Genomic DNA, 6,109 nt, shown 5'->3' with positions numbered 1-6,109 from the left:
GGGGACAAGCCGGTTGATCAGCAGTCGGAATTTCATATTCGCCCGAACAAGCTGGTCGAATACAAGTACGTGGCCTTCGTGCTCGCCGCGGCGCAGCGCAACGGCGTCAACAAGATCGGACTGGTCGGCAACGAGGCGATGTAGGCCAGGTTCACCGCTTAGTGGAACGGAGGCGGGGCAGACAGGTGCCCGCAGGCGAAAGATCCCGGCTTTCTTCTGCGAGCCATCTGCCTGCTTCGCCCTCCGTTCCCTTTTATTCAATCGAGAGGTAACGAGGTAATGAAGTACGCACAGATCAGCCGCGCCCTTTTTGCGATGGGTTTTTTCGTCGCGGCGCAGGCTCATGCGGCCGACACACTGCGTCCGCAGGTCGGCAAGCCATTGCAGGCAGCGCAGGCTGACCTGCAGGCCAAGCACTACAAGGAAGCGCTGGTCAAGGTTGACGAGGCGGGCAAGGTCGACAAGCTGACGCCTTATGAGAGCTACATCGTCGAGCGCATGCGTGCGGCGGCGGCGACCGGTGCGGGTCAGACGTCGACGGCGCTGAAGGCTTATGAAAAGGTCGTCGAATCCCCGCAGATGCCGGCGGCCGACAAGCTCAAGACCTACGACATCATCGCGCGCGTGGCCTATGCCGGCCGTGATTACGGTACGGCTGCCAAGTACATTGCGCAGTATCGCGATGCCGGCGGTACCAGCAGTCAGACCTTGGATCTGCTGCCGCAGGCAATGTATCTGTCGGGCGACCTGTCCGGTGCGCAGCATGCGCTCAAGGGTGAGGTGGCGTCGGCGGAAAAGGCTGGCCAGAAGCCGACCAAGATGCAGCTACAGCTGCTGACGTCGATCGCGGTCAAGCAGAAAAACGACACGGCCTATCGGCAGTCGCTCGAGCAGCTCGTCAAGTACTACCCGACGCCCGATTATTGGCAGGATCTGATTGCGCGCACGGCCGGTGCGCCGGGCTTCTCATCGCAGCTCGATCTGGATCTGTACCGGCTACGGATGCAGACCGGCACGATGACCAAGGCTTCCGAGTTCATGGAAGCCGCGCAGCTGGCGTTGCAGGCCGGTTATCCGGGCGAAGCGCAGCAGTACGTCGATCTCGGCTACAAGGACAAGCTGCTCGGCGTGGGCTCCGACGCCGCGCGCCATCAGCGCCTCAAGGACATGGTCGCGCGCAAGATTGCCGAGGACAAAAAGTCGATGGCCGAGGGCGACAAGCTCGCCGCGCAGCAGGCTGGCGGCGATGCGCTGGTGTCGGCGGGTCTCAACCACGTGGGCTATGGCGACTATCAGCAGGGTATCGCGCTGATCGAGCAGGGCATTGCCAAGGGCGGCCTGAAGAAGCCGGCCGAGGCGCAACTGCATCTGGGCTATGCGCAGATGTTGGCAGGCAAGGATTCTGCTGCGTCGAAGACGCTGGCCGGCGTCAAGAGTCAGGATGGCGCTGGCGATGTCGCACACTTGATGGCGTTGACGATCTGATATGCAGCTTGGCGGCAAAAGTCATGACGGAGTGCATTTCGATTACGTAAGCTGAAATCATTCCAGGAGAAGCACTGCTGCAGTCTCCGCAGATCGTGCTGCCGACGGCGCAAACCCAAAACGCTCAGGCCAACAAACTGGAACAGGTACACAACTGGAGAGCGTCGCGCCGTCCAACGGTCGAGCGACCGCCGAAGGGGCAAACCGCAGTGCTGCGGTGAATCTCTCAGGCAAAAGGACAGTGGGGATCAAGCAGCCGGATCAGGCCGGCTGCACTTCCTTTCTGTGCTGGAGTTTGAGATGAAAATTATCGTGATGGGAGCCGGTGTCATTGGTGTGGCGTCGGCGTGGTATCTGGCCAAGGCGGGCCATGAAGTCGTTGTGCTGGAGCGCAATGCCGGCGCGGCACGCGAGACCAGCTTCGGCAATGGCGGCCAGATCTCGGTCAGTCATGCCGAGCCTTGGGCCAACCCGTCGGCGCCGTGGAAGATGTTGCGCTGGCTGGGCAAGGAAGACGCGCCGCTGCTGTTTCGTTTGCGTGCCGATCCGGCGCAGTGGGCATGGGGCATGAAGTTCCTGCGCGAGTGCAAGGCGGCGCGCTCGACGCACAACATGATCCAGATCGTGCGTCTCGGTACCTACAGCCGCGACAATTTGCAGGCGCTGCGTGCCGAGACCGGCATCGAGTACGACCACGAAGCGCGCGGCATCCTGCATTACTACACGAGCGAGAAGGAATTCGAGCTGGCGATCGAGCCGGCGCGCATCATGCGTGAGATCGGTTGCGAACGCCGCCTGATCGATGCCGATGAGGTGGTGCGCATCGAGCCGGCGCTCGCGCAGATTCGCTCGAAGCTCGCGGGCGCGACCTATACCAGCGCCGATGAATCCGGTGACGTGCACAAGTTCACAACGCGCCTGGCCGAGCGCTGCGAAGCGCTGGGGGTGAAGTTCCGCTACGGCGTACGCGTGCAGGCTCTGCATGCCGAAGGCGGCAAGATGACGGGTGTGGAAGTCTGCGACGAGACCGGCGCCTATCGTCTGGAAAGCGCCGACGCCTATGTGCTCGCGCTCGGCAGCTTCAGCCCGCAGGTCGCGCGCTATGCCGGCGTGCCGCTGCACATCTATCCGGTCAAGGGTTATTCGATCACGTTGCCGGTGCTGGAGCCGTCACTGGCGCCGAGCGTCAGCCTGACTGACGACGAATACAAGCTGGTGTTCTCGCGATTCGGCGATCGTCTGCGCGTGGCCGGTACCGCCGAGTTCAACGGCTACACCATGGAGCTCAATCGCGTGCGTTGTGAGGCCATCGTCAAGCGTACGCTCGATGTGTTCCCGGGTATGAGTCAGCCGCAGCTCGCGCAGTTCTGGACCGGCCTGCGTCCGGCAACGCCAGGTAACGTGCCCTATATCGGCCGCAGCGAGGTTCAGGGTCTGTACCTCAACACGGGCCACGGCACGCTCGGCTGGACGCATGGCTGCGGCTCGGGCCGAGCCATTGCCGACATCATCGACGGCCGCCATCCGGAGTGCGAGTTCGACTTCGTCGGCATGCAGCGTCCGTTGCAGCTGGCCTTGCAGACCAGCGCCGCCTGACGCAACGAGTGCCCGAGCTTCCGTCAAGGCGGCGGAAGCTCGGGTGCCGCTTCAGTGACGGCTTTTAACGAAAGCGCATCGACAGGTCGACGGCGCGGACATGCTTGGTGATGGCGCCGATCGCGATGCGGTCGACGCCGCACTCGGCGATCGGCCGCACGGTGTCCAGCGTCGCGCCGCCGGAATACTCGATGACGGTGCGGCCGCCGCGTTCGCGATGTGCGCGCGTGCGACGTACGGCCTCGCGAATCTGTTCGAGCGAAAAGTCGTCGACCAAGAGTAGGTCGACGTCGGCATCGAGCGCCGCATCGACCTGATCGAAGTCCTCGGCCTCGGTCATCAGCGGCACGCCGGCATCAAGCGCGCGAGCGTTGGCGATCGCCTGGCGAATGCCGCCGGCCGCCGCGACGTGGTTTTCCTTGATCAGAATGCCGTCGTAGAGGCCGATGCGGTGATTGATGCCGCCGCCGCAGCGCACCGCGTATTTCTGCGCATTGCGCAGGCCCGGCAGCGTCTTGCGCGTATCGGCGATCTGGCAGCCGGTGCCGGCGACGGCATCGACATAGCGACGCACGGCGGTGGCGGTGCCGGACAGTGCCTGCAGGAAGTTCAGCGCCGTGCGTTCGCCGGTCAGCAGCGAGCGGGCGGATCCGCGCAGCGTGTAGAGCGGCTGATCGGCAATGACGCGGGCGCCGTCCTCGACCTGCCAGACCACTTCGACGCCGGCATCGACTTCGCCGAACACGGCGTCGACCCACGGCCGTCCGCAGATGACCGCCGCTTCGCGCGAGATGACCACGGCTTCGCCGACTTCAGCAGCGGGCACGAGGCGCGCCGTCACGTCGCCGCCGCCGACGTCCTCGTCGAGCGCGGCGCGCACATTGCGCAGGATATCCTCGGCAGCAGGCGGCTTGATCATTGCGACAGCAGGAATTCGAGCAGCGCCATCTGCGCCCAGAGCCGGTTTTCGGCTTCGTCGAAGACCACCGACTGCGGACCGTCGATGACCTCGGCAGTCACTTCCTCGCCGCGGTGCGCCGGCAGGCAGTGCAGGAAGATGGCGTCGGACGCGCCCTTGTCCATCAACGCGCGATCGACCTGATAGCCGGCAAACGCCGCGAGGCGCTTCTGTTGCTCGGCTTCCTGGCCCATGCTGGTCCAGGTATCGGTGACGATCAGATCGGCCGCGCTGGCGGCCGTCGCCGCGTCGTCGACCAGCTGCACGCTGCTGCCGGCCGCTTCGACGATCGCCGGGTCCGGCAGGTAGCCATCGGGCGAGGCGATCTTGAGCGTGAAGCCGAACAGCACGGCGGCTTCGATGAACGAATGACAGACGTTGTTGTTGCCGTCGCCGATCCACGCCGCGGTCTTGCCACGTGGATCACCGCGATGCTCGAACCAGGTCTGCATGTCGGCCAGCAGCTGGCAGGGGTGGTGCGTGTCCGACAGGCCGTTGACGACCGGCACGCGCGAGTTCGCCGCCAGTTCTTCCTGATCCGCCTGCGAGTCGTTGCGAATCATGATCGCGCTGCACATGCGCGACAGCACTTTGGCGGTATCGCTGATCGGCTCGTCGCGGCCGATCTGCGTGACGCCGGCCGACAGGAACAGCGCATGGCCGCCGTAGCGCGCCATGCCGGCCTCGAAGCTGACGCGCGTGCGCGTCGAGTTCTTGGTGAAGATCATCGCCAGCGTTTTGCCGACGAACGGCCGATAGCTGAGGTCTGTGGCCTGCGCCTTGAGTTCCGACGCGCGCGCGATGACGCTGCGTGCTTCGTCGGCAGAAAGGTCGGACAGCTTGAGGAAGTGACGCGGCATCAGCGGTTCCCTTGAATCAACGTGGCCGGATCATCCGGCGCCCCAAAAAGCGAAAGCCGCGCGAGCGCGGCCTTCGACTCCAGCGTTTTGCAGGATTTTAACCCAGATTCTTCTCGACGAAGCTCCAGTTCACCAGCGCCCAGAAGTTCTCGAGATACTTCGGGCGGGCGTTGCGGCAGTCGATGTAGTAGGCGTGTTCCCAGACGTCGCAGGTCAGCAGCGGCTGCTGGTCGGCCGTCATCGGATTGCCGGCGTTCGACGTGCTGGTGATCGCCAGCGAGCCGTCGGCGTTCTTGACCAGCCAGGCCCAGCCGGAGCCGAACGTGCCGATCGCGGCTTCGGTGAACAGCTTCTTGAATTCGTCGACGCTGCCGAAGGCCTTGGTCAGGGCGTCGGCGAGGGCGGCGCTGGGCTCGGCCTTGTTCGGCGTCAGGCAGTTCCAGAAGAAGCTGTGGTTCCACACCTGCGCGGCGTTGTTGAAGATCTTGCCGGAAGACTTCTTGATGATGTCTTCGATGGCCATGTTCTCGAATTCGGTGCCGGCCATCAGCTTGTTGCCGGTTTCGACGTAGGTCTTGTGATGCTTGCCGTAGTGGAAGTCCAGCGTTTCGGCGGACATGTACGGCGCCAGCGCATCGCGGGCGTAGGGGAGTTCGGGGAGCGTCAATGCCATGGCGGATTCCTTTTTGCTGGTATCTCGGTGCGGGCTTGCACCGGCTGGCTTGAAAGAACCGACAACATAGGCGAATTCCCCCAATTTGTTCAATACCGCCGACGATGTCCGGGCAGGGGGCGTATAATCTGCGCTGCTCGAACTCCACTGTGCGGAGACGCCGTAATGGATGCATTGGAAAGAATCAAGAAGCAGGTCACCGACAACCCCATCATCGTTTACATGAAGGGCTCGCCTGATTTTCCGCAGTGCGGTTTTTCCGCGCGCGTGGTGCAGGCGCTGAAGGCCTGCGAAGTGCCGTTCGCGTTCGTGAACATCTTCGAGGACGAGGAGGTCTATCGTGCGCTGCCGAAGTTCGCGAACTGGCCGACCTTCCCGCAGCTGTACGTCAAGGGCGAGTTGATCGGCGGTTGCGACATCACGCTCGATCTGTATCAGACTGGCGAGCTGAAGAAGATGCTGGCGGAGGCCGTCGACCGCAAGGCCGCCTGAACGCGCGCTGTCCCAGCTTGATGAAAAACGCCCGCTTTATGCGGG

Annotated in this window: 6 protein-coding genes and 1 riboswitch; of the genes, 3 read left to right on the top strand and 3 right to left on the bottom strand. The window is 63.6% G+C overall.

Annotated elements, in window-relative coordinates:
- Nucleotides 1-279 precede the first annotated feature (279 nt).
- A complete protein-coding gene (locus G7Y82_RS20775) occupies nt 280-1,485 on the top strand; it encodes a hypothetical protein (RefSeq protein WP_240954471.1) in 1,206 nt (401 codons plus the stop codon).
- A gap of 144 nt (nt 1,486-1,629) precedes the next feature.
- Nucleotides 1,630-1,737, top strand: a riboswitch (glycine riboswitch).
- A gap of 48 nt (nt 1,738-1,785) precedes the next feature.
- Nucleotides 1,786-3,081 (top strand): D-amino acid dehydrogenase, encoded by a 1,296-nt coding sequence (locus G7Y82_RS20770; protein ID WP_168150053.1) that lies wholly within the window; start codon nt 1,786-1,788, stop codon nt 3,079-3,081.
- A gap of 64 nt (nt 3,082-3,145) precedes the next feature.
- Here the strand turns inward: G7Y82_RS20770 and nadC are convergent, their stop codons facing one another.
- From nadC to G7Y82_RS20755, 3 genes are all read right to left on the bottom strand, one after another.
- Nucleotides 3,146-4,000, bottom strand: a complete 855-nt coding sequence (gene nadC / locus G7Y82_RS20765) for a carboxylating nicotinate-nucleotide diphosphorylase (RefSeq protein ID WP_168150052.1) — start codon at nt 3,998-4,000, stop codon at nt 3,146-3,148.
- Nucleotides 3,997-4,902, bottom strand: a complete 906-nt coding sequence (gene argF / locus G7Y82_RS20760) for an ornithine carbamoyltransferase (RefSeq protein WP_168150057.1) — start codon at nt 4,900-4,902, stop codon at nt 3,997-3,999. The genes nadC and argF overlap by 4 nt, the downstream gene beginning before the upstream one ends.
- Nucleotides 4,903-4,996: 94 nt before the next feature.
- A complete protein-coding gene (locus G7Y82_RS20755; RefSeq protein WP_168150051.1) occupies nt 4,997-5,572 on the bottom strand; it encodes a superoxide dismutase in 576 nt (191 codons plus the stop codon).
- Between the two features lie 165 nt (nt 5,573-5,737).
- On the opposite strand from G7Y82_RS20755, the gene grxD reads away from it, so the two are divergent.
- The gene (grxD, locus tag G7Y82_RS20750) at nt 5,738-6,064 is read left to right on the top strand and encodes a Grx4 family monothiol glutaredoxin (RefSeq protein WP_168150050.1); all 327 of its coding nucleotides are present in this window, start codon (nt 5,738-5,740) and stop codon (nt 6,062-6,064) included.
- Nucleotides 6,065-6,109 lie beyond the last annotated feature (45 nt).

The organism is Solimonas marina (assembly GCF_012241385.1).
In the GTDB taxonomy this organism is placed as follows: Bacteria; Pseudomonadota; Gammaproteobacteria; order Nevskiales; family Nevskiaceae; genus Solimonas; species Solimonas marina.
This window is presented reverse-complemented; position numbering and strand designations above follow the sequence as displayed.